The sequence below is a fragment of the Acrocarpospora pleiomorpha genome, assembly GCF_009687885.1.
In the GTDB taxonomy this organism is placed as follows: Bacteria; Actinomycetota; Actinomycetes; order Streptosporangiales; family Streptosporangiaceae; genus Acrocarpospora; species Acrocarpospora pleiomorpha.
This window is the reverse complement of the sequence record NZ_BLAF01000006.1, coordinates 123,337-144,640: the sequence shown is the minus strand read 5'-3', so window position 1 is coordinate 144,640 and position 21,304 is coordinate 123,337. Positions and strand designations below refer to the sequence as shown.

Below are 21,304 nucleotides of genomic sequence, written 5' to 3'. Positions count from 1 at the left end.
CCCCATGAGCACTATGCCTTGACAATGGTTTTCATTTTCCTACAGGGTTACCAAGAACGCCGGTCCCCCGAAAGGTCCATCGCAACGGGGATTCGCGGCTTCCGATCCGCCGTACCTCCCCTGCGGCCGACGCCCCTGGCAGACCTGAAGGAATGTTTATGCGCATCGCCCCCGCCACGGCCCTCCTCGCGGCCCTGCTCGGTTCGGCGGCCACCCCCGCCGCCGCCCTTCCCGCCTATGCCCAGACGGCTACCGTCGTGCTGGACAAGGTTCATGTCGACATATCACCGAAGATCGAAAACGGCCGGCTGGTCATCGAGGTCGGTGATGACACCACCAGCCCCCGTCGCTTCCTGGACCCGGCCACGGTCGTCATGGTCGCCAACCCGCAGTCCAAGAAGTCCGTTCCAGCCGATCCCGCCTACAACTTCCTCGGCAGCGCGGGCAGCCCCTTCTGGCTCCTCCCCATGGTTCAGGACGCCAACGTGCTATGGCCCGGGTGGAGTACGGAACGTATCCCCACCGGAACGCTGACCGGACAGCTGAGCTGGACCATCACCGATGTGACCGGACCCGGCGACCTGTGGGTCTGGTTGAGCGGCGACTTCGGCGGGGTCGGGGAGATGTGGTTCAACAGCAAGGACGGACTGCCCGACACGCACGCCATGGCCGACCGGTCCCATGTGCACGGTAACTGGGCCTTCTCGGCTGAAGGCGTCTACCGGGTCACCTTCGAGATGAAGGGAACCCTGGCCGGAGGCGGGCAGGTCTCGGATACGGAGACCATCGCCTTCGCCGTCGGCGACGTGGACACCTCGACGGTCGTACCGGGCAAGGGCACGACTTCGACCAGCCCTTCGCCCACTGCGACTCCCAGCGCGAGCGTCTCTCCCACCGCCTCACCCACCCCGACGCCCGAGACGTCCCCCAGCGCATCGCCGACCCCCACCTCCACGCCGTCCCCGACTTCCAGCCCCACTCCGTCGACGACCTCCGCATCCACGACCTCACCCACCGATCCGCCGCTCGCCTCTGGTGGGCGCGAGCTCGCCAAGACGGGGGACGGCCTGGTGGTGCCGCTGCTCTTGGGAGGGCTCCTGCTGGCCTGCGCGGGAGTCATCCTCATCGTGCGGGTGCGCGCGAGAAGGCAGGCCCTGTGATGCTCCGCGCAGAAGGACTCACCGTCAGCCTGGGCGGCCGTCCCGTCCTGTCGGAGGCGTCGCTGACCTTGGCAGAAGGCGAGTTCACCGCTCTGATCGGCCCCAACGGAGCGGGCAAGACCACCTTCCTGCGGTCGGTCCTCGGGCTGCAGCCGCTCGCCGCCGGCACGGTCAGGGTGGCCGGGCGTCCCCCCGACCAGGCCCATGACCTCGTGGGGTACGTGCCTCAGCGGCACGAGTTCGCCTGGGACTTCCCCGTCACCGTCCACGGAGCGGTGCTGTCCGGGCGGACCAAGAAGATCGGCTGGCTTCGCCGCCCCGGCCGGACCGACCGTCAGCTGGTGGCTGAGGCCATCGACCGCGCCGGGCTCGGTGAGCTGCGTGGGCGGCCGGTGGGCGAACTGTCCGGAGGCCAGCGCCAGCGGGTCCTGGTGGCCAGGACGCTCGCCGCCGAGCCGCGCCTGCTCCTGCTGGACGAACCCTTCACCGGAGTGGACGTCCCCACCCAGGAACTACTCACCGAACTTTTCCGCGATCTCGCGGGCGAAGGAAAGACCCTGCTGATGACCACCCACGACCTGGCCCATGCCGCCGCCGTCTGCTCGCGCATCGTGGTGCTGAACCGGACCATCGTCGCGGACGGGCCGCCCGAGAGCTTCGCCGACCCGGAAGTGCTGCTGCGCGCGTTCGGCGTACGGGCGTCCAGCGGGCTGCGCGCCGCGGCGGGAGACGGCCGGTGACCGCCATCTGGGATCTCCTGCTGGAACCGTGGTCGCTGCCGTTCATGCGCCGCGCGTTCCTGATCGGAATCACCTGCGGTGTGCTCTGCGGGGTGATCGGCAGCTTCATCGTGCTGCGTGGCATGGCGTTCATCGGTGAGGCGGTGGCGCACTCGGTCTTCCCCGGCGTGGCAGTGAGCTACGCGCTCGGCGCCGACCTGATCCTGGGCGGGGCGGTCGCCGGGGTCGCCACGACGATCGTCATCGCCGCGTTCTCGCAGAATCGCAGACTGAAGGAGGACACCGTCATCGGCGTCTTCTTCACCTGTGCCTTCGGGCTGGGCATCGTGATCGTCAGCACCCAGAGTGGCTACACCGGCGATCTGGCCTCGTTCCTATTCGGGCAGATCCTCGCCGTCTCCGACACCGACGTGGTCACGGTGGCGATCGCGAGCGCGGTGGTGGTGGCCGTCGCCCTGGCCCTGCGTAAGGAACTGGTGGCGGTGAGCCTGGACCGCGAGACCGCCGCCGCCGCGGGACTGCCCGTGTTCCGGCTGGATCTGGCCCTGTACGTGATGGTCACGGCCGCCATCGTGTTCTCCCTCCAGGCCATCGGCAACATCCTGGTCCTGGGGATGCTCATCACACCCGCCGCGGCCGCCCGGTTGTTCACCGACCGGCTGGGAACGATGATCGCCGCGGCGTCGGGGATCGGGGCAACCGGGGCGCTGGTCGGTCTGTACTTCTCCTACCTCCTCGACCTGGCAGCCGGCGGGCTGATCGTCGTCGTGCTCACACTGTTCTTCGTAGCGGCCTACCTGCTGGCCCCCCGGCACGGCCTGGTCCTCAAACGCTTGCGGGCCGCCCGCGCATGACCGAGTCACCGGTGGTTCTGCTACCCGTCCTCACCCACACCGAGGACGGGCCCATGCTGGTCTACCTTCCGTACCAGATGGTGCCGGTGTACGCCCCGCCACCGCCGCAGCGGTGGGTCCCCGCGCTGCCCCCGGCCGGGGCCGGGCCTGGCCGCAGGCGGTCCTGCGTGTTGGCGCTCGGCGAGCTGTCCCTGACCTTCGGCCTGCTCGCGATGCTGCTCGCCGCCTACATGGTGTACGGCAAGCCAATGGAGATCAGCCGAGCCCAAGCACATCTCAGCGAGACCCTGGACCACCAGTGGGCCGCGATCCCCGCTCCAACCGGCGAGCCGGCAGCACCCCAACCGGAGCCGGCGGTCACCGACGGGCAACCGGCCTCACGCCTGCACATTCCCGCCATGGAAGCGCGTTGGGTGGTGGTGGAGGGCGTCTCGCAGCGCGCGCTGCGCAAGGGCCCCGGCCACTACCCCACCTCGGCGGCACCCGGCGAGCTGGGCAACTTCGCCGTGGCCGGGCACCGCATCCCGTCAATCTTCTGGGACCTGGACGTGCTGCGCCCCGGCGATTCGGTGGTGGTCGAGACCCGGAGCCGCTGGTACGTCTACCGGGTCCTCGGCACCCGGATCGTCCGGCCTGACCATCACGGCGTACTGGCCGACGACCCCTTCGAACCGGGCGCCCCGGCGACCCGGCGCCTCCTCACCCTGACCACCTGCCATCCCCTGCTGAACAACTACGAGCGCCTGATCGTGCACGCGGAACTGGACCGCGCGACGCCCAAGGAAGCGGGACGGCCGCGAGAACTCAAGGAGTGAGTTTGTACGGAGCACTCTGGCGCCGCCTGCCTGGTCGGCGCCCGCTGAGGATCGTGCTGGCGCTGCTGCTGGCGGCCACCTCGGTGGCCCTGCTGTGGTTCGTGATCTTTCCGTGGCTCGAACCGCTCCTGCCGACAGGCGACCCGCTGCTCCCGACTCCTTAGCGAACAGGTAGGAAGATCCAAAGATTGGCAATGACAACGATTATCATTTCCGCTAAGCTCTGAATCCCTCCACAGATTTGGAGAAATCACGACATGTCGCTGTCCCTTCGCCGTTCCCTGCCGGTTGCCGCTGTTCTCACAGCGCTGTCTCTCACCGTCCCTCTGTCCGCCGGCGCCTCCACTCTCACTGTCCTGTCCGAGGGCCACGTAGACGTGGTCGGCGTCGCGTACGAGGACGGAGACCTGCACGTCCACGTCCACGACGAGGAGAACGAAGCCGAGTACCAGCCCCACCAGGTCATCCTGAAAGTCAAGCCCGAAGCCCAGGCGACCATCCCCAGCGCCCCCGAGTACTCCTTCCTCGGCACGGCGGGCCAGCCCGTCTGGATCCTTCCCGAGGTTGAGCAGGAAGGACTGCTCTTCGCCGGCTTCGGCGCTGAGGAGCTGCCGGGCGGTGTGTTCAAGGACGACAAGGTCAAGGTCAAGTTCGTCGCCGCCTTCGGCCCCGGCGACTTCGCCCTGTTCACCAACGACGAGACGCCCAACGTCGTCATGGACTCCGACGATCCCGCCCCCAACGAGCTCGAGCTGTCCGCCGGTGGTCACCTGCACGCCAACTGGGCCTTCAACAAGGCCGGTTGGCACGTCCTGGTCTTCAAGGTGACCGGCAAGCTCGCCGCCGACAACCAGACGGTCAGCTCCGGCCTGGTCACCTACACGTTCAAGGTCGGCTAACCAACCAGAGGGAATTCCATGAAGCGCACGTTCCTGGTGGCGCTGCTGGCGGGACTCGTTAGCATCACCTCCACCGGAGTCGCCCACGCCACCACCGATCTGACCGCCGGCCACGTGGACGTGGTCTGGGTGGACTACCAGTCCGGCGCCTTCGTCGTGAAGGTCAACGACGACACCGCCGCCCCAGCGCCCCCCGTCCTCCGCGATCCGTCCGACGTGGTGCTCCACGCCACCAACCTGACAGCGCAGACCCGCCCGGCCGGTTCCGCGTACGACTTCCTCGGCCCCGCCGGCGGCACAGTCTGGCGGCTTCCGCAGACCAGCGACGCCACCAAGCTCTGGCCCGGCTGGAACACCGAGGAACTGACCACGGGGGTCTTCGCGAACAACAAGATCACCCTTGAGTTCGCGAAGGTCAGCGGCTCTGGGGACTTCAACATCTACTCCGTCAGCCCGCTCGGCGCGGTCAGCAAGCTGGTCGACACCGGGGATGCCAACCCCGACGTCGTCACGGTCGGCGTGGACAAGCACGTCCACGCCAACTGGGTGTTCGAGGACGACGGCGACTACGTCATCGCCGTCACCGTCCGCGGCACCCTGGCCGGAACCAGCACGGTCGTCAGCGCCGGCCCGTTCAACTACGCCTTCCACGTCGGCTGACCGACCCGGAACGCAAGCGGGCGGGGAGCGTGCCACGGCTCCCCGCCCGCTCCTCCGTACGCACCCGCGCCACCTGCACGAAGGAACCGAAATGTCAGTCCGTACCCGGACAGCAGCCGCCGTCCTCGTCACCGGGTTATCCCTGACGGCGTGGGCGGCCGTCGTCACCCTTCCGCGCGCCGCCGCGGCCGCGGAGACCATCGTCCTGGCCGAGCATCACATCGACATCTCCCCGAAGCTGGAAGGGGGGCAGCTCGTCATCGAGATCGGCGACGACTCCGTCCAGCCGCGCCGCCACCTCGACCCGGCCCAGGTGGTCCTGTACCTCAAGCCGGAATCGGTCCTTGAGATCCCCGACGACCCCGACCTGGCCTTCCTGGGCGACCCCGGCGACCCCGTCTGGCTCTTCCCGCAGGTGCAGGAGGAGGGCCAGCTCTGGCCGGGCTGGAGCACCCAGCGGCTTCCCGGCGAGGTCGACGGCGGTGTCGACTGGACGATCAATACCGTGACCGGACCGGGCGAATTCGCGATCTGGAACTACAACCAGCCGGGCGACGTCCCGATCTACGTCACCACCGCCGACGGTCTCCCCGACACGCTGACCATCCCTCCTGCCACGCACGCGCACGCCAACTGGTCCTTCAGCGCCGAGGGCGTCTACCGGATCAACTTCACGATGTCGGCGAAGCTCACCGGCGGGCAGACGGTCAGCGACACCGAGACCATCGCCGTCGCGGTCGGCGATATCGACCCCAGCACGGTCATCCCAGGCGCGGGCGAGCCCACCAGCAGCCCGTCGCCGCCCCTCACGCCCACCCCCACGCCCACCGGGACCGAGTGCCCGGACACGACGGTCCTCGACAGGGTGCACGTGGACCTCTCGCCGAAGCTCGATGACGGCAAGCTCGTGTTCGAGATCGGCGACGACACCGTCAGCCCGCGCCGGTACCTGGACCCCGAGGCCGTCGTCCTGGTGGCCAACGAGAACTCCAAGGCCGCCGTCCCCAGCGACCCCGCGTACTCCTTCCTCGGCCAACCGGGCACGCCGTTCTGGCTGCTGCCAACGGTGCAGAAGCCGGGAGTGCTATGGCCCGGCTGGAGTACCGAGCGCATCCCGGAGACGGCCCTGGACGGCAGGCTCACCTGGACTCTCGTCAAGGCGGAAGGTCCCGGACAGCTGTTCCTCTGGCTCCCGGGCGAGTTCGGCGGAGTGGGTGAGATCTGGTTCAACACGGCGGACGGCCTGCCGGACAGCCACGAACTCGCGGTGCGCTCACACGTACACGGAAGCTGGGCGTTCACCAAGGAGGGCGTCTACCGGGCGACCTTCGCCCTGACCGGCGAGCTGGCGGACGGCACGCCGGTGGAGACCACCAAGACGGTCGCCTTCTCGGTCGGCGCCGCGGACCCGGCGACGGTCAAGCCGGGTGACGGCACCTGCGGGACTCCCACCACTACTCCCTCCCCTACACCCAGCGACAGCCCGACACCCACACCTTCCCCCACACCTTCAGAAAGCCCGACCAGCGTTCCCACGGTGACCGTCACCGCCACCGCCACCGTCACGGCCACGGCCACCGTCACCGCGACCGTCACCGCCACGGCGACTGTCACCGCCACGGCCACCGTCACCGTGACCGCGACCCCGACCGCCTCCCCCACCCCGACGTTCTCCCCAAGCCCGACCAGTTCACCGAGGCCCACCGCCTCCCCGAAGCCGACCCCCAAACCCACGGTGACCCTCCCGCCGCAGTGGCCGTGGTTCCCGTGGCTGGGCTGCAAGCCAGACCATCGATACAGCCCGTACTCCCAGTCCTCCCGCTACGACTACGGACCGACTTCCTGGTGGTGCAAGCCCGTGGCGCCCAAGCCCACCCCCACCAAGCACCCGTGGCGAGCCCGGTAGTCCAGTGAGCACCGCTCGCCACACCCACGGGTCGTGGTGGCCAGGCAGGTTCTGGCCACCACGACCCGTTCCCACCAAAGACAACAGTGAGGTAAGGCGAATGTCAGACAGGCTCCGAGGCAGCGGACCATTGGCGACGGCCGCCATCCTCGCGGCCGTCATGCTGATCAGCGGCTGTACCGATTCGGCCGACGCGGACAAGGGCGACGGAATCAAGGTCGTCACCACGATCGGGATCATCGCCGACATGACTCGCCAGATCGGCGGAGACCGCGTGGACGTCACCACGATCGTCCCGGAGAACGGCGACGTTCACTCCTACGAACCCAGCCCGGGCGACGCGAAGAAGGTCGTCGACGCGGATCTGGCCCTGACCAACGGTCTGCTCCTGGAAGAGCAGTCCATCATCAAGATGATCGACAGCAACCTCCCCGAGGGAGCCAGGAAGGTCGCGGTGGCCGAGTTGGCCAGCAAGCACGGTGGCCTGGTGATGCCGCTGACGGAAGATCTCGGTCTGGACGTCCTCTGGCTCGGCCTGGCCGTCACCGGCAAGCGCTTCGAGGGTGAGATACAACTCGCGGCCACCGCGCTGAAGGGCCCCGGTGACCTGTTCGTCTACCTCGCCGACACCTTCGGCGAGCCCACGATGTACTTCGACTCCTCCGACGGGTTCGACACCAAGGACACGGTGACCCTGCCACCGGGTGCTCATACCCACGTGAACTGGGCGTTCACCGAACGCGGCGACTACACGCTCACGCTGGCCGCCACCCGGGTGAACAAGGACGGCAGCATCGCTCCGCTGGGCGAGGCCGACTACACCTTCGCCGTCGGCAAGAAACCTGGGCCTGGCCGGGCCTTCGACCTGGGCCACACCGATCTCGCGGTGGACACGGACAACCCAGACCTCTACATAAAACGGGATGACGAGCCACATGTCGCCGCCGAGGGCTCCGTCCTGGTCGCACCCGACCTCGCCTGGACCCACATCCCCGACGACCCCCGCTACACCTTTCTCGGCCCCAAGGGCGGAAAGATCTGGCAGCTCCCCCAGGCGGTGCTCGGCAAGCACGTCCACGGTGAGGAGGACCCGCACCTGTGGGAAAACCCGATCAACGGCCTGGCCTACGCCCGCGTCGTCGCCGAGGAACTCACCCGCTCCGACCCGGACGGCGCCGCCGTCTACGCGAAGAATGCCGAACGCTATCTGACCGCGCTGGACGACCTACGCCAGTACGTCACCGCCAAGCTGGCCACGATCCCCGCCCCGAACCGCAACCTGATCACCACCCACGACGCCTTCGGCTACCTGGCCCAGGCCCACAATATGAAGATCGCCGGGTTCGTGGTCCCCAACCCGGGCATGGAGCCGAGCGCCGCCCAGATCACCAAGCTCAGCGAGACGATCCGGGATCTGAAGGTGCCCGCCGTCTTCGTCGAACCCAACCTCGCCCGCCGCGCGTCCGTGCTCCGGCAGGTGGCCGCCGATCTGAGCGTTCAGGTGTGCATGCTGTACGGCGACACCTTCAACCCCGACGACCCCGGATATATCCCGATGATGCGCCACAACGCCGACGAACTGGCCCGCTGCCTAACCTGAAATCCTCGCGTTCAGCGCGCGACGGTCGGCGGCAGAAGACCGTCCAGCAGTCGTTGCAGATTCTCGGTGAACCAGTCGCCCGGTGGCCCGGGTGGGAACGCGGCCACCGCTTCGGCGAGGGCCGGGTAGGTCAAGGGGTCGGCTGCCCGGACCAGCTCGCGGGAGAAGGCGTCGTTGGCAGCCCCGGGGTGAGCGTCCAGCAGTTCTCCGGCGATGTAGTGCCAGAGCAGGGCGTAGGCCACCATGCAGTCCCGCGGAGCCAGGCCCGCTCGGCGTAGGGCCGAGAAGAGGCGCTCCAGCACGGGCACGATCGAAGGCCCGGCGAGCTTGTCCGTGACGATGAGCCGCACGGCCCAACTGTCACACCGCAACGCGTCATGGATAGCGGTCAGGACAACGGTGATCTCCGAGCGCGGGTCGCCCACCGGCGGCGGCAGGCGGATACCGGCGGCGACCTCGTCCAGCATGAGGATCAGCAGTGCCTGCCGGTCGGCGACGTGACGGTAGAGCGACATCGGCGCGGTGCCGAGCTCGTCGGCCAGCCGCCGCATGGTGACGGCGGCGAGGCCATCCTCGCGGACCAGGCGCAGGGCTTCGGCGATGATCGCCGGTGTTCCCAGCCGGCGGCGCGGGTGTGACGGGGTCGACGACCTGCTGATGGGAAAGATCTCCTTGTCACGGGAAGGTTGGTACCGCCGCGGCGGAACGGCGGCACCATTGTCCCTCATGTTCAGGGTGTGCTGGAGGAGCGCACCCGCCAGCCGCGTGCGCGGGTCTGCGCCGCCCACATCGCGGTGTAGCGGCCGCCCGCCTCGATCAGGTCGCCGTGGGTTCCCCGCTCGGTGATCCGGCCGTCCTCCAGGACGAGGATCTGATCCGCGGCGACCACGGTGGACAGGCGGTGCGCGATGACCAGGACGGTCCTGTCGGCCACCAGCGCGTCGACAGCCGCCTGCACCGCGGTCTCGCTCTCGGTGTCCAGGGCCGCGGTCGGCTCGTCCAGGAGCACGATCGGGGCGTTCTTGAGTATGGCCCTGGCGATGGAGATGCGCTGCCGCTCGCCGCCGGACAGCGAGCCCCCGATCTCGCCGACCCGGGTGTCGTAGCCGCGGGGCAGCCGGGAGACGAAGGTGTGCACGTTGGCCGCGCGCGCCGCGGCCTCGATCTCCTCATCTGTGGCGTCCGGTTTGGCCATGGCGATGTTGGAGCGGATGGTGTCGTCGAAGAGATAAACGTCCTGGAACACCACGGAGATGTGCCGATAGATCTCGGCCGGGTCCAGCACGCGCAGGTCCCTCCCCCCGATACGGACGGTGCCCTGTGCCGGGTCGGCGTAGCGGGTGAGCAGCTTGGCGATCGTCGTCTTGCCCGAGCCGGACGGGCCGACGAGCGCGGTCAGGCTACGCTCGGCGGCGGTGAAGGACACCCCGCGCAGCACAGGCTCGGCTCCGTAACCGAAGGTGACGTCCTCCAGGGACAGGTCGAAGCGTTCGATTCGGGCGCCCGGGTCGCCGACCGGAAGGGCTGGCGCCTCCAGCACCTCTCCAACGCGTTCGAGCGCGGCGTCGGTCAACTCGAAGACCGCTGTCATGGACGAGGCGGTGGCCAGCGGCTCGGCGAACCGGACCGCACCCGCCATGATCGCCAGCAGCAGCGGCGCGGACAGCCGCACGTCCAGAACGAGAGCGGAACCGGCCGCCGCCATGGCGACCAGCGCCAACTGCACGATGCTGGAGGCCAGCAGTCCTGGCCAGACCATGCGCTTTTGTGTGCCGGTGAGGGTCTCGCCCTGCGCGGCCAGCGCATCGGTCAGGCGGCGGGACCGCGCACCCGCCTGACCGCTCGCCTTGAGTACGGGGAGCCCCTGCACGTACTCGACGATCCGGTTGGCGGCCCGTGCGTCGGCCGCGTCGACACGGCGGAACCCGCTTCCCGAAGCCTGCTGGATCCGCCGGACGAAGAAGACCGCGAACGGCACCGCGAGCGCCAGGACCAGCCCGAGCCGCCAGTCCACGACCAGGATGATCACGCCGAGAACGATCGGCACGGCGATCAGCTGCGCGAAGAGCAGGCCGATGGTGGACGCGCCCATGGTGGCGTTCGCCGTATTGCCTCCCACCACGGTGGTCAGGTCACCGGCGGCGCGCTGCTCCAGATCCCGCTGGGGGATGGTGCGCAACTTCTCGCCCAGGCGCAACCGGACGTCGGCGAGCACGTTGGCCCACTGCGTGTATTGAAAGCGCAGCTCGTACAGGCGGAACGCGGTTTCGACGAGGTAGCAGGCCACGAAGACGCCGAACCACCGCCAGGCGGCGCCGGCGTCGACCGTGGGCTGGGTGAGTTCGTACAGCAGCGGAATCAGGGTGGCGTAAGCCGCGGCCTGAGCGATGGATGCGGCCGCCGAGGACTGCAGGCAGCGCAGGTATTCCCGACGGTAGCCGCCGGCCGAGAGCAGCATGAGCCGCAGGATTCTTCTCATCGCCGGGCCGCCTTCGTGTTCGAACCGAGCCCCCAGGAGCGGGCCTGCAGATGATGTCGCCACAGCCGCGCGTACCGCCCGCCACCGGCGAGTAGTTCTTCGTGTGTTCCCTGTTCGGCGACCCGGCCTTCGTCCAGGACGACGATCTGGTCGGCGTCGACGATCGTGGACAGCCGGTGCGCGATCACCACCACGGTCCGGCCCCTGGTCAGCTCGGCGACCGCGTCCTGGATCGCCGCCTCGTTCTCGGGGTCGGCGAAGGCCGTCGCCTCGTCCAGGATGACGATCGGCGCGTCCGACAGCAGCGCCCGGGCGATCGTGATCCGCTGGCGCTGGCCGCCGGACAGCCGGGTGCCTCGCTCGCCCACCTGGGTGAGATAGCCCTCAGGAAGCTCGGAGACGATGAAATCGTGCGCCCGCGCGGCGCGAGCCGCGGCCTCCACCTCGTGGTCGTCGGCATCGGGGCGGGCCAGGCGGATGTTCTCGGCGACCGTGTCCTCCAGCAGGAACGGGTCCTGGAAGACCAGCGCCACGTGTCGGAGTAGAACCTCGGACGGGATCTGGCGGACGTCGACCCCGCCGACCAGGACCTGTCCGTCCTGGACATCCCAGAAGCGGGGGATCAATCGGGCGACGGTCGACTTGCCCGAGCCGGACGGGCCGACGAGCGCGCAGACCGTACCGGCCGGGATGGTCAGATCGACGTTGTCCAGCGCGGTCCGTTCGTCCCCGTCCTCCTGCTCCGTCCGGTAGGAGAAACGCACGCCCCGGAACTCGATCGAACCGCCGACGGGGTGTCTGGGCTGGGATGGCTCGGGCAGGGCCGCGATGTCCAGCAGCGTCGCGATCCTGAAGGCCCCGGCCTTGGACTCGTTGATGTGATGGGACAGGTACATCAGCGGCATGATCGATTCGATCGGCAGGGTGGCGAGGATCAGGGCGGCGAGCAGCGTCGCGGGCGACATCGCGCCGGAGGCGGTGAGCCAGATTCCGGTGGCGAGCACGACCACCAGCGTCGGAAGCGGCGCCATGAAGGCCCGGGAGAAGATCATCGATGCTCTGCTGGTGTCCTGCCAAGCCGCCGTGGCGACCGTGAACTCCTGGACGCGCCGCGCGAAGCGGCGGAATGACGACGTGCCGTCGTCGAAGGTGCGCACCACCGGCATACCCTGCACGAACTCCACCACCGCGGCGTTGATGGCCTCGTTGGCCTCGTCGTAGCGGCGCCGGTTCTCGGCGTAGTCCCGCATGGCCAGCCGCATGCCGATCATCACGATCGGGACGACGGCCAGCACAGCGAGCAGGAGCCGCCAGTCCAGCACCCCGAGCGCGACGAGCGCGGCCACGGGCTGGGCCACGCTGAACCCGACCAGCGGCACCGAGTCGGCGATGGCGATGTGCAGGGAGCGGACGTCGTCCTGCACCACCTTCTTGATCGTCCCCGATCCGAGCCGCTGGGCCTCCCCGAGCGGAACGCGGCCCAAATGCTCGGCCAGCTGCCCGCGCAGGATGACTTCCAGCTCGAAGGAAGTCAGATGGGAGAGGTGGAACGACAGCGCCCTGAGCCCGAACCTGGCGAGCAGCCCGGCGAGCGCACCGCCGAGCAGCAGGAACGTCAGGTTCCGATCCGGAGCGGGAGCCAGCAGCTCTCCCAGGGCCAGGGCTAACAGCACGAACCCGGCCACGCCCACCAGCGCCGCCAGAGCCGCCACACCGATGGAGGTGATCAGCCGACCGCGCACCGGGTCGAGCACGCGCAGGAGTGCCCGGCCGGGAGCGTCCTCAGGATCGCTCCGTGGCGGCTGGGGTTCCTTGAGGGATGCGGTGGTCATGGGATCTCCCTAGCTCTGTGCGTACGCCATACGCACAGATCTTGCCGGGCCTTCGCAAACGCTATCTAGCATTATTGCTACTAAGAGCGATTTAGACAACGATTATCATGTTGTTTAGGCTTGGTCTCATGCCCTGTTATGCGTACAGCGTTATCAGCGGAGGCCACAGGTCCATCGCCCGACGTCCAGAGCAACGCAATCCAGACAAATCGATCTTGGGAGATAGCCGTGACCGGTATCGGTGACGTATTCGACGAGACTGCCAAGGAGTTCAGCGAACTCTCTCCCCACCTGTGGGATCCGATCGGAACCGCCACCGTCGAGACGGCCAGGTTCCGGCCAGGCGAGCGCGTGCTGGATGTCTGCTGCGGCACCGGCGCCTCCGCCATACCGGCCGCGCGTGCCGTTGGCCCGGCTGGCCAGGTGGACGCCATCGACCTCGCCGGGAAGCTGATCGGCCTTGGCCGTGCGAAGGCGACTACGGAAGGGCTGGGCAATGTACGGTTCACCCAAGCCGACGCGCTGCTCTGGACTGGAATCGAGAGCCGGCCGTACGACGTGATCCAGTGTGTCCACGGGGTGTTTTTCCTGCCTGATATGGACACCGCCGTCGCCCGCCTGATCACCATCCTACGGCCAGGCGGACGACTGGTCGTCACCACCTGGGCGAAAGGGGCAGTGGAGGATTTGGGACGTCTCTTCAGCGAAGCCGTCGCGACTGAACGCGAGACCACGCCCGAACCTCCGAAAACCAGGCACCCGGTGACCAGGATCGACACGGAGAAGAAGCTCGCCGGATGGCTGTCGGCCCTCGGCTTGAACAAGGTGAGTGTGACCCGTGTGCCGCTTGCCCTTGCCCTGAACGAAACCATGGCCTGGAAAATCGTCCTAGGGAGCGGATTTCGTGCCATGCTCCGCGAACTGGACACCGAAGCCGTCCAGCGGGTCCGGCGTGTCCTCGCCCGTCTGCTGGACGAGCGCGGCCCTTCCAGCCTCGACTGCACGTCCTTGGTCGGCGTCGGAGCGCGCGATGAATGAGCGCGCGTGTCCACTGTAGTCACGACTGCGCCGCTCGGGCGTGCTGGCACCGGCGCACGACGCCCGTCGCCCGTCGCCCGTCGCCCGTCGCCCGTCGCCCGTCGCCCGTCGCCCGTCGCCCGTCGCCCGTCGCCCGTCGCCCGTCGCCCGTCGCCCGTCGCCCGTCGCCAGAATGATCCGTGATCGGTGGGCCGGACCCGCACGGCCCTCCCTCGCGTGGCCCAGCCTTCTGACTGCCGACGTTCAGGTTGGTCTACGGCCAACGGTTCTCCCTCGCGTGGCCAGCCCCTTGCGGTGTTCGCCGTTCAGCTGCGATCAGGACGATCAGACGGGTCTAGCGGAGGCGGCGGCGGAGGGGTCGATGGTCACGTTGCGACCCACGTCGGGGGGGACGATCACTTCCTGGGTGGCGGCGACGTTTCCGGCTACCATCACCGAGACGATCCGGGACCTGAAGGTGCCCGCCGTCTTCGTCGAACCCAACCTCGCCCGCCGCGCGTCCGTGCTCCGGCAGGTGGCCGCCGATCTGAGCGTTCAGGTGTGCATGCTGTACGGCGACACCTTCAACCCCGACGACCCCGGATATATCCCGATGATGCGCCACAACGCCGACGAACTGGCCCGCTGCCTCGCCTGAAATCCTCACCCCGCTAGGCGGGCACCGCGCCTGCTGGCCCGGTACGTTCTCGTGTGGTCGCTTGATCGCCAAAGTCGCGTCTGCTGTAGCGGGTCTGGACTCACCGGCTGACTGGATCCGTTTGACTGATTGGGAGGTCGAGGTGGGCGGTCAAGCCGCCGTCCGAATTGGGCGTTAAGGTCAGTGCTCCCTCGTGTGCGCGGGCGATTGCGGCGACGATTGCCAGGCCGAGCCCGTGTCCGCTTCCTCGGGTCAATGTGCGGCCATGCGCGCGGGCGAAGGGCTCGGTGAGCTGCGCGACGGTCTCCTGCGAGATGGTGGCGCCGGTGTTGCTCACGGTGACATGGGTCGCGGTCGGACTCATCAATGTGCGGACAATGATGTGTCCACCGAGGTGGTTGTGCCTGCTGGCGTTGCGGAGCAGATTCGAGAGAGCTTGGCGGAGCAGGATCGGGCTGCCGAACGCCCACGCCTCGGCCGTCCGGGTCGTCAGGGTGAGCTCACTCGCCTCCAGCTCGGCGGTAAGTTCTGCCGCGACCTCGTCGATGAGTGCCGTGACGTCGATGCGCTCCGGTACGAGTCGGGCGTTGCTCGCGCTGGCAAGGTCGAGGAGGGCCTCCACTGTGTCGATGTTGGACTGGTTGACGTCGCGTATGCGTTCAGCGAGGGCGCGGAGTTCGCCAGGATCGACGTCAGGGTCGGACAGCGTGACGTCGATCATCGTCTTGACCGTGGTCAAGGGACTGCGAAGCTCGTGGGAGGCGTTGGCGGCGAACCGTTGCTGCGACTCGAACGCGTGCTCCAGCGACGCGAGCATGCGATCGAAGGTCGCGGACAGGTCTCGGATCTCGTCGTGTGGGCCTTCCAGGCCGATGCGGTGGTCGAGGTCACCGGAGGCTGCGCGGTTGGCCCCGGCGTTGATCGCGGCGAGTGGCCTGATGATGCGTCCGGCCATGACCCACCCGACGATGCCGCCGAGAATAATGAGTATGCCCAGCGCGATCAGTGACGCGATCACCAGGTTCTCGAAGAAGTCATCGACAGTTCTGATCTCGAGAGCGTGGGCTGGTTGTACCTGGTCAAGGCCAAGATCGGTGGGGTCCAGCTCGGTGGCGGGCGCGGTCGGCAGTTCGTAGCTCGGCACGTACCGCATGTAGAGGTACACCAGTGTGATGAGGACGGCGCCGCATCCGGCGACGAGAGCGGCGTAGCTGAGGCAGAGGCGTGCTCGGATCGTCAGCACGTGCCTGCGCGGACTCCGTCGCCGCACTTCCGGGGTCATCCTGCGGTGCCGAATCGGTACCCGATGCCGGGCACTGTCTGGATCGCCCAGGGTTCCCCGAGGCGTTTGCGGAGGTTGGAGACCGTCACGCGGACGGTGTTGCTGAAGGGGTCAGCGTTGGCGTCCCACGCCTGTTCCAACAGGGTTTGAGCCCCGAGGACTCCGCCGTCGGCCTTCATGAGGGTGTGAAGGACGGCGAACTCTTTCGGGCTGAGACGCACAAGGCGACCGTTGCGGTAGACCTCACGGCGGAACGGGTCCAGCCGGATGCCATCCGCATCGAGCACCGGCGGGCTGGCCGGCTGGCTGCGGCGCTCCAATGCGCGTAGGCGCGCGACCAGCTCGGGAAACTCGAACGGCTTGGGAAGGTAGTCGTCGGCGCCGAGTTCGAAGCCAGTCACCCGATCATCCAACGTGCGGGCAGCGGTAAGCATCAGCACACGAACATGCGGGTGCTCACGGGCCAGTCGCGCGCAGACCTCGTCGCCGTGCACACCGGGCAGATCACGGTCGAGCAGCACGACCTCGTAGGTCTCGTCGACGACGGCCTCCAGGGCGGCGGCGCCGTCATGGACCACGTCAGCGGCGATCGTCTCACGACGCAAGCCGGCCCGGATGGCATCGGCGAGGTACGGATCGTCCTCGGCTATCAAGACCCGCACATCACACCTCCTCCGTGGTCGCGGACTGCGATAGCGAAGCACACCAGGCGTTGCGAAGACGTAAAGGAAAACCTGAACGCCCTGAGAACGTGCCTCCTGTTCGACTGGTCAGGCGCCGCTGGAGAGGCCGCGGCCCCATCGTATGGAGACCTGATGAAACGCCGAACTTTCAAGATCGCCGCCACACTGGCAGCTCTTGCTTTCGCAGGCGCGGCTTTGGCCGGTTGCGGCACGGACACGAGCACCGACGCAGTTCCTGACCAGACGCCCTCGTTCTCCAGCAACGAGGAGTACCAGCTCGCGTTCGCCGAATGTATGAGAGGGGAAGGGATCGACATGCCCGACCCCGAGGACGGCGGGCAGGTTGCGGCCGGTTCCGGGGATGGGTTCCTCGAAGCCGCCGAGACTTGCCAGGCGAAGTTGGGAGCGCCGCCGTCCGGTCAGGACGGTGGAGGTCGCCCATCGGACGCAGAACAGCGCGAGATCTTCCTACAGATGGCGCAGTGCTTCCGCGACAACGGCCTCGACGTCCCGGACCCCGCGCCCGGCGAGTCGCTGAGCGTCCCGTTGGACGCGCCGCAGGAGCTGTTCGAGAAGTGCGCGACAGCCGGAGCGGGAGACACCCGGTGACCACCGCAGAACAGCCGATCAGCTCAGTTACAGATCCGGCGTCTGCCGACACGACACAGCCTCGAGTTCCGCGGAAGCGTTCCCGGCGTCGGCTCCTCATCGGGCTCGTCGCGGGGATGATCCTCGCGGGCGGCGGCGGAGTGGGGATCTGGCTCGTCGCCAGCGGAACATTAGGTGCCGGAGCACAGGAAGCGGAACAACCGCAGATCGCCACCGAACCCGTGGTCCGAGGAGACCTGGAAGGAGACACCACCGCTTCTGGCACCCTTCGGTACAACGGTTCTCGCGGAGTCCAGGCCGGAACGTCGGGAACGGTGACCGCGCTACCCAGTTCAGGCGCCACGGTGTCCCCCGAGGATCGTCTTTACGCGATCGACGATTCTCCCGTTTTCCTGCTCCGCGGCGCCATGCCCGCCTGGCGGGACTTCGCCAGCGGGATGGCTGACGGGCCGGACGTGAAACAGCTGGAGCGGGCCCTGAGCGAACTCGGCATGTTCACCGGTGAGCCCGACGAACAGTTCCGTTGGGCGACCGTCGAGGCGATCATGGACTGGCAGGAGTCTCAGGGGCACACCCGCACCGGCAAGTTGCCCTTCGGCTCCATCGTCTTCGCACGGGGCGACCTGCGTGTCGGGACCGTGACCGCGAGCATAGGTGACCAGGTTGGTGCGGGGACCGAACTGTTCCTCACCTCGTTCACGACCCAGATCGTGGACGTGAACCTGAATCTCTCCGACCAGCAGCTCGCCGTCTTGGACGCAGCTGTTGTGGTGCGCCTTCCCGGGGGCGGGGAGACGACCGGGAAGATCGTCTCTGTCGGGACACCGACCGAGACCGAGGGCGCCACCGGTCAGAAGCAGACCGTGATCCCTCTCGTGATCGCGCTGGATGATCCCGACAGCGCGTCGGCGTTCCAAGAAGCGGCCGTCACAGTCGACATACCGAGTGAGCGTCGCGAGGACGTGCTCTCGGTCCCGGTCAGCGCACTGCTGGCCATCACACCCGATCAGTTCGGGGTCGAAGTGGTGGACGCCGACGGCACCACCCGTCAGGTTCCCGTCGAGACGGGGCTGTTCGCTGGTGGACGCGTAGAGATCTCCGGCCCAGACGTGGCGGAAGGCATGCGAGTGGTGGTGCCGACACGATGAACCCTGTCATCTCCCTCGACAACGTCCAACGCGCGTACGGCGACCCCCCGGTTCTCGCCTGCGCGGGGGTGTCGTTCCAGGTCTATCCCGGAGAGTTCGTGGCTATCGTCGGCCCGAGCGGATCGGGCAAGTCCACGCTGCTCAACCTCATCGGTACGCTCGATCGCCCCACGGCGGGCAGCGCCCACATCGACGGCCTGAACGTCGACGACCTCGACGACCGGTCCCTCTCGGCGCTACGCGCCTACCGGATCGGCTTCGTATTCCAGCAGTTCCACCTCGCCGAGGGCGTCACCACGATCGACAACGTCGCGGACGGGCTGCTCTACACCGGGACACCGCTCAGCGAACGACGCCGCCAGGCCGTGACCGCGCTGAAACGAGTCGGGCTCGGCCACCGATTGGACCATCGCCCCAACCAGCTCTCCGGCGGGGAACGCCAGCGCGTCGCGATCGCACGCGCAGTGGTTGGCAACCCACCGCTCCTACTTGCCGATGAACCAACCGGGAACCTCGACAGCACCGCAGGGGCTGCGATCGTCGAACTGCTGCACGAACTGAACGCCCAAGGCGCCACCGTGGTGGTCATAACCCACGACAACGACCTCGCCGCGAGGCTACCCCGCCGCATCGCGATCCGCGACGGACGAGTTGTGAGCGACTCCGCCCAGGAGATGGGCGCATGACCACGCTCATCGAACACGCGAAGCTCCCCTCCGCGACCAGCCGCTCCCCGCACCGCTCACGCCTGCTCGGCCGCGACATTCTGCGACTGGGCACGGCGGGACTGCGCGCCCGGCCCACCCGTGCCGTGCTCTCAGCCCTCGGGATCGCAATCGGCATCGCGGCGATGATCGCCGTCGTCGGTATCTCCTCATCCAGTCAAGCTCGGCTGAACGACGAGCTGTCGAAACTGGGCACCAACCTGCTCACGGCGAGCGCCGGCACAAGCATCACGGGCCAACAGGCAAGCCTGCTCCCCGATGCGCTCGGAAAGGTTTCTTTGATCGATGGGGTCGAGTCCGCCAGCAGCACCGCGGCGCTCCCGGTGAGCGTGTACCGCAGCTCACTGTCCGACCCGGACGCAACCGGCGGGATCACCACGATGGTCGCCGATCACGACCTGCTGAACGTGACCTCGACAACCGTTCGCTCCGGTACGTGGTTGAACCCAGCAACCGCTGATCTCCCGAGCGTCGTCCTGGGCAACACCGCCGCCTCGCGGCTGGGTATCGTCTCCCCAGGCACACAGATCTGGCTCGGCGGACAATACTTCACCGTCATCGGCATCCTGGACCCTTCCGCGCTCGCCCCGGAACTAGACACCGCAGCCCTGATCGGTGCAGGCGTCGCCGAGGATCTCTTCGGGTATGACGGCTCACCCACGACAATCTACGAGCGCTCCGCAGACGATGCGGTGGCAGACGTCCGCTCACTCCTCGCGCCCACGATCTCCCCGCAAGCGCCGGGCGAGGTCGACGTCTCACGACCGTCAGATGCGCTCGCCGCGCAGAGCGCGGCCAACGACGCCTTCACTGGGCTGCTCCTCGGGTTGGGCTCGATCGCCTTGCTCGTTGGAGGGATCGGAGTGGCGAACACGATGATCATCTCCGTGCTGGAGCGTCGCCGCGAGATCGGCCTGAGGCGTGCTCTCGGCGCGACACGTCGACACATCCTCGCCCAGTTCCTGGCCGAGGCGCTCCTTCTCTCCGCTCTTGGCGGCGTGTTCGGCAGCGTGCTGGGAACGGCGGCGACCGGGATCATGGCGCTGATCAACGGCTGGCCTTTTGCGCTGCCACCGCTCGCTATTGGAGTCGCGGTCGGAGCGACACTGATCATCGGAGCAATCGCCGGCCTCTACCCGGCAATCCGCGCAGCACGAACCCCACCGACCGCAGCACTCAATTCCTGAAAATCCTGAAAACGTGTCAACTCGCGGTGCAGCCATCAGGCAACCGCGAGTCGACACCCCTCAGGCCAGCCCGTGCGCATCACACGTAGCGTCCGACGCCGAGGCTGTTGGAGGGTGAAGCCGCCCGAGGGGCTGTGGGACGGCCTGGCCGAGCTGGTCGGGGCCGAGGACTACGCGGTGCTGCGGGTCGAGCACGAGGGCATGATCCACGGCGCGAACGGTCTGACCGACTGCTCCGCCCGCACGGTCGCGGTGCGCACGAACATGGACCCGGCCGCGCAGGTGAAGACGCTCGCGCACGAACTCGCCCACGTCCGCCTGCGCTCAACTACGGCTGGGATGACGCAAGACGCCTGGAAAGGCTGGCTGGACCACCTTTTCACCACCAGGTGAGACGTCTCTCGGCGATGGCACCCGAGCAGATCGGGCACGCCCGCGCGTTGCTCAACGGCGGGCGAGTTGGTCGTTCTCGTCGTTTTGGGTGGGGTTAGCGGAGGCGGCGACGGAGGGCTGGGTCGATGGTGACGTTGCGGCCCGCGTCAGGGGGGACGATGACCTCTTGGGTGGCGGCGACGTTTCCGGCGAGGAGGGGGATGTCTACCGGGACGGTTCGTTTCACTACGGCCAGGGCGATAGGGCCTAGTTCGTGGTGACGGGCTGAGGAGCCGATGAAGCCGATCTGGCCGGGGGTGGCGGTGCCTTCGGTCGCGCCTTCGATGGAGCGGGTGGGGTCGCCTTCGGCGGGGGTGCTGACGCCGAGGGTGACGGGAGTGCCGTGTGGGGGGAGGGTGTCGACGCTGCCGTCGAGGTGGAGGAAGACGAGGCGGCGGGGTGGGTGGCCGAGGTTGTGGACGCGGGCGACGGTTTCCTGGCCTCGGTAGCAGCCTTTGCTGAGGTGGACGGCGGATTCGATCCAGCCGACCTCGTGGGGAATGGTCTTGTGGTCGGTGTCGAAGCCCAGGCGGGGACGGTGGGCTTCGATGCGGAGAGCGTCGTACGCCCAGAGGCCGGCGGGGCGGGTGATCACAGTGGTGAGGGCGGGGCGGGGGA

General features: G+C 68.0%; 22 protein-coding genes. 16 read left to right on the top strand and 6 right to left on the bottom strand.

Annotation, left to right across the window (positions count from 1 at the left end; all coding sequences use genetic code 11):
- The first annotated feature begins 158 nt into the window (after nt 1-158).
- The 9 genes from Aple_RS04920 to Aple_RS04885 all read left to right on the top strand — a co-directional run bounded on the left by Aple_RS04920 (nt 159) and on the right by Aple_RS04885 (nt 8,634).
- A complete protein-coding gene (locus Aple_RS04920; RefSeq protein ID WP_170321288.1) occupies nt 159-1,160 on the top strand; it encodes a choice-of-anchor M domain-containing protein in 1,002 nt (333 codons plus the stop codon).
- A complete protein-coding gene (locus Aple_RS04915; protein WP_155343436.1) occupies nt 1,160-1,900 on the top strand; it encodes an anchored repeat-type ABC transporter ATP-binding subunit in 741 nt (246 codons plus the stop codon). The genes Aple_RS04920 and Aple_RS04915 overlap by 1 nt, the downstream gene beginning before the upstream one ends.
- Complete coding sequence (locus Aple_RS04910) at nt 1,897-2,754, top strand: anchored repeat-type ABC transporter permease subunit (protein ID WP_218038116.1); 858 nt, start codon at nt 1,897-1,899, stop codon at nt 2,752-2,754. The genes Aple_RS04915 and Aple_RS04910 overlap by 4 nt, the downstream gene beginning before the upstream one ends.
- Nucleotides 2,751-3,569, top strand: a complete 819-nt coding sequence (locus Aple_RS04905; protein ID WP_155343250.1) for a class E sortase — start codon at nt 2,751-2,753, stop codon at nt 3,567-3,569. Before Aple_RS04910 ends, Aple_RS04905 begins: the two co-directional genes overlap by 4 nt.
- 2 nt (nt 3,570-3,571) lie before the next feature.
- On the top strand, nt 3,572-3,733 hold the full coding sequence (locus Aple_RS51835; protein ID WP_170321287.1) for a hypothetical protein: 162 nt from the start codon (nt 3,572-3,574) through the stop codon (nt 3,731-3,733).
- A 93-nt stretch (nt 3,734-3,826) separates the two neighbouring features.
- On the top strand, nt 3,827-4,468 hold the full coding sequence (locus tag Aple_RS04900; protein WP_155343249.1) for a choice-of-anchor M domain-containing protein: 642 nt from the start codon (nt 3,827-3,829) through the stop codon (nt 4,466-4,468).
- A gap of 18 nt (nt 4,469-4,486) precedes the next feature.
- Nucleotides 4,487-5,128 (top strand): choice-of-anchor M domain-containing protein, encoded by a 642-nt coding sequence (locus Aple_RS04895; protein WP_155343248.1) that lies wholly within the window; start codon nt 4,487-4,489, stop codon nt 5,126-5,128.
- A 91-nt stretch (nt 5,129-5,219) separates the two neighbouring features.
- Nucleotides 5,220-7,034, top strand: a complete 1,815-nt coding sequence (locus tag Aple_RS04890) for a choice-of-anchor M domain-containing protein (RefSeq protein WP_155343247.1) — start codon at nt 5,220-5,222, stop codon at nt 7,032-7,034.
- Between the two features lie 100 nt (nt 7,035-7,134).
- Nucleotides 7,135-8,634, top strand: a complete 1,500-nt coding sequence (locus Aple_RS04885) for an anchored repeat ABC transporter, substrate-binding protein (protein WP_155343246.1) — start codon at nt 7,135-7,137, stop codon at nt 8,632-8,634.
- Between the two features lie 11 nt (nt 8,635-8,645).
- Here the strand turns inward: Aple_RS04885 and Aple_RS04880 are convergent, their stop codons facing one another.
- The 3 genes from Aple_RS04880 to Aple_RS04870 are packed head-to-tail and all read right to left on the bottom strand — an operon-like array spanning nt 8,646 to nt 12,945.
- Nucleotides 8,646-9,362, bottom strand: a complete 717-nt coding sequence (locus Aple_RS04880; RefSeq protein WP_155343245.1) for a TetR/AcrR family transcriptional regulator — start codon at nt 9,360-9,362, stop codon at nt 8,646-8,648.
- Nucleotides 9,363-9,364: 2 nt separating this feature from the next.
- Complete coding sequence (locus Aple_RS04875; protein WP_155343244.1) at nt 9,365-11,113, bottom strand: ABC transporter ATP-binding protein; 1,749 nt, start codon at nt 11,111-11,113, stop codon at nt 9,365-9,367.
- The gene (locus Aple_RS04870; protein ID WP_155343243.1) at nt 11,110-12,945 is read right to left on the bottom strand and encodes an ABC transporter ATP-binding protein; all 1,836 of its coding nucleotides are present in this window, start codon (nt 12,943-12,945) and stop codon (nt 11,110-11,112) included. The genes Aple_RS04875 and Aple_RS04870 overlap by 4 nt, the downstream gene beginning before the upstream one ends.
- 228 nt (nt 12,946-13,173) lie before the next feature.
- On the opposite strand from Aple_RS04870, the gene Aple_RS04865 reads away from it, so the two are divergent.
- Nucleotides 13,174-13,983, top strand: coding sequence for a class I SAM-dependent methyltransferase (locus Aple_RS04865; protein ID WP_170321286.1), 810 nt, complete (start codon nt 13,174-13,176; stop codon nt 13,981-13,983).
- A 361-nt stretch (nt 13,984-14,344) separates the two neighbouring features.
- On the top strand, nt 14,345-14,620 hold the full coding sequence (locus tag Aple_RS53110) for a metal ABC transporter solute-binding protein, Zn/Mn family (protein ID WP_218038115.1): 276 nt from the start codon (nt 14,345-14,347) through the stop codon (nt 14,618-14,620).
- A gap of 100 nt (nt 14,621-14,720) precedes the next feature.
- Here the strand turns inward: Aple_RS53110 and Aple_RS04855 are convergent, their stop codons facing one another.
- Nucleotides 14,721-15,890 carry a sensor histidine kinase gene (locus Aple_RS04855; RefSeq protein ID WP_218038114.1) on the bottom strand — a complete coding sequence of 390 codons (1,170 nt, stop codon included), beginning with the start codon at nt 15,888-15,890 and terminating at the stop codon, nt 14,721-14,723.
- Nucleotides 15,891-15,898: 8 nt separating this feature from the next.
- The gene (locus tag Aple_RS04850; protein ID WP_155343239.1) at nt 15,899-16,564 is read right to left on the bottom strand and encodes a response regulator transcription factor; all 666 of its coding nucleotides are present in this window, start codon (nt 16,562-16,564) and stop codon (nt 15,899-15,901) included.
- Nucleotides 16,565-16,717: 153 nt separating this feature from the next.
- On the opposite strand from Aple_RS04850, the gene Aple_RS04845 reads away from it, so the two are divergent.
- The 5 genes from Aple_RS04845 (at nt 16,718) to Aple_RS04825 (ending at nt 20,647) form a co-directional block, all read left to right on the top strand.
- Nucleotides 16,718-17,194 carry a hypothetical protein gene (locus tag Aple_RS04845; RefSeq protein WP_155343238.1) on the top strand — a complete coding sequence of 159 codons (477 nt, stop codon included), beginning with the start codon at nt 16,718-16,720 and terminating at the stop codon, nt 17,192-17,194.
- 116 nt (nt 17,195-17,310) lie between these two features.
- Nucleotides 17,311-18,342, top strand: a complete 1,032-nt coding sequence (locus Aple_RS04840) for an efflux RND transporter periplasmic adaptor subunit (RefSeq protein WP_155343237.1) — start codon at nt 17,311-17,313, stop codon at nt 18,340-18,342.
- Entirely contained in the window at nt 18,339-19,028 is a 690-nt protein-coding gene (locus Aple_RS04835; RefSeq protein ID WP_155343236.1) for an ABC transporter ATP-binding protein, read from the top strand. The genes Aple_RS04840 and Aple_RS04835 overlap by 4 nt, the downstream gene beginning before the upstream one ends.
- The gene (locus Aple_RS04830) at nt 19,025-20,254 is read left to right on the top strand and encodes an ABC transporter permease (protein ID WP_155343235.1); all 1,230 of its coding nucleotides are present in this window, start codon (nt 19,025-19,027) and stop codon (nt 20,252-20,254) included. The genes Aple_RS04835 and Aple_RS04830 overlap by 4 nt, the downstream gene beginning before the upstream one ends.
- A gap of 114 nt (nt 20,255-20,368) precedes the next feature.
- Nucleotides 20,369-20,647, top strand: a complete 279-nt coding sequence (locus Aple_RS04825; RefSeq protein ID WP_218038113.1) for a M78 family metallopeptidase domain-containing protein — start codon at nt 20,369-20,371, stop codon at nt 20,645-20,647.
- 94 nt (nt 20,648-20,741) lie between these two features.
- On the opposite strand, the gene ygfZ is transcribed toward Aple_RS04825, so the two are convergent.
- The coding region (ygfZ, locus tag Aple_RS04820) for a CAF17-like 4Fe-4S cluster assembly/insertion protein YgfZ (RefSeq protein ID WP_373869568.1) at nt 20,742-21,304 on the bottom strand (563 nt) is incomplete at its 5' end.